At 69.1% G+C, this 1,918-nt stretch carries 2 protein-coding genes; both read left to right on the forward strand.

Features of this window, described 5'->3' with window-relative positions:
- Positions 1-726, forward strand: a 726-nt coding sequence (locus WAW85_RS09200) for an MFS transporter (protein WP_422559313.1), incomplete at its 5' end; no start/stop codon positions are given.
- Positions 723-1,918 (forward strand): pyridoxal phosphate-dependent decarboxylase family protein (locus tag WAW85_RS09205; protein WP_422559314.1); only part of this gene is annotated, 1,196 nt, incomplete at its 3' end. The genes WAW85_RS09200 and WAW85_RS09205, both read left to right, overlap by 4 nt.

Genomic DNA, 1,918 nt, shown 5'->3' on the forward strand with positions numbered 1-1,918 from the left:
ACCGCGACCGCGCTCGCCGGCCGCGCCGCGCATCGCAGCCGCCGGTCGGCCGGACACAGCGCCCGCGACGGATTTACCGCCCTGCGCACCAACCACCGCTACCGCATCCTCCTGTCGGTCTTCGTCATCCAGTCGCTGGCCACCGCCGTGATGCTCGCTGGCGCCCAATACCTGGCCACCTACGTCCTCGACGACAAAACCGCACTGACTCCACTCTTTGCCGCACTGGTCGCCCCGGCGCTGCTGGTGATGCCGCTGTGGGTCCGCATCGGCAAGCGCTACGGCAAACAGCGCGCTCTCGCCGTCGCGTCGGCACTCTTCATGCTGGCCGCGCTTTCCCTCGCGATCGCGATCATCGCGCCGGGCACCTGGATCTTTCTCCCGGTGGCGGTCTGCGGTATCGGCTACGCCGGCATGCAGACCTTTCCCTTGGCCATGCTTCCCGATGTGATCGACGAACAGTCCGCACGCACCGGACGCGACCAGGGCGGCGCGCTCGCCGGGCTCTGGACGGCCGCCGAGACGCTCGGCATGGCCCTCGGTCCTGGAATGTTCCTGCTGGTCCTAGCCGCCACCGGCTTTGTCTCGTCGACGTCCGACGTCGTCGCGCGTCAACCGCACAGCGCCGTCATCGGCATCACGGCAGGCTTCGCCTTGCTGCCGGCGATTCTTATTGCCGCCAGCTTGGCTTTGCTCACCCGCTACGAGAAGGGAGCCGATCGATGACCGGCCACCATTCCTACGACGAGGTCCTCGCCGAACTCGCCCGGCGCCGCGCCACCGATGCGCCGACCCACGGCGGCCGGGTACTCTCCTACGTCTACGACTCCGGGCTCACCGAGCTCGACCGGCTCGCCGGGGCCGCCGCGGCCCTCGTGCAGCCGGTCAACGGTCTCGACCCGACCGTGTTCGGCTCGGTCGCCACCATGGAGCGCGACCTGATCACCTTTGCGCGCAACGCCTTTCACGGTCCGGCCGCCGTCGGCTCGGTCTCCTCGGGGGGCACCGAAAGCTGCATTTTGGCAGTGAAGGCGGCGCGCGATCACGCTGGCCTGCCCCCCGGTCGCGGCAGCATTGTGATGGCGTCCACGGCGCACGCCGCCTTCGACAAAGCCGCCCGACTGCTTGGTATCCGGGCGGTCCGGGTTCCGGTCGACCCCGCGAGCACCGCCGTCACCGTCGCAGCGATGGCCGCGGCGATCGACGCCGAGACTTTTCTGCTTATCGCCTCGGCCCCCAACTACCCCACCGGAGCGTTGGACCCCATCGCCGAACTCGGACAGCTGGCGATATCCCGCGACATCGGGCTGCACGTCGACGCCTGCCTCGGCGGGTTCGCCCTAGCGTGGTGGCCGGATTCGTTGCCCGCCTGGGACTTTCGTGTCCCCGGCGTCACCAGCCTGTCCGCGGACCTGCACAAGTACGGCTACGCCCCCAAAGGCGCTTCGGTGATCCTGCACAGCGACCGCGACCGGCACCGCGCGGGGTTCTTCGCCACCACCGATTGGCCGGGCTATCCGATCGTCAATCCCACGCTCCTCGGTTCGCGCTCCGCCGCCGGTCTCGCCGCCGCGTGGGCGATCACCGAATACCTGGGATCCGATGGCTTCGCCCGGCTGGTTGCGCAGATCGCTGGCGCGACAACGCAATTGCGCGCGGCGGTGAACCAGATCGACGGTTTGCGAGTCACTGGAGATCCCTCAGGACCAGTCTTCGCCGTCATCGCCGATACCGACAGCACCGCACCAATCGACCCGCACCGCTGGGCCGCGGCGGTCGGCGCCGCCGGATTCACTCTGCAGGTACAGCCGAGCTACACGCAGTCCGACGGCACCGTGCTGCCCGCGAGTACCCATCTCACCGTCACCCCGATTACCGCCGCGGTGCTCGACGATCTGATCGCTGCGCTGCGCACCGG

The sequence above is a fragment of the Gordonia sp. (in: high G+C Gram-positive bacteria) genome (assembly GCF_049299075.1).
Taxonomy (GTDB): Bacteria; Actinomycetota; Actinomycetes; order Mycobacteriales; family Mycobacteriaceae; genus Gordonia.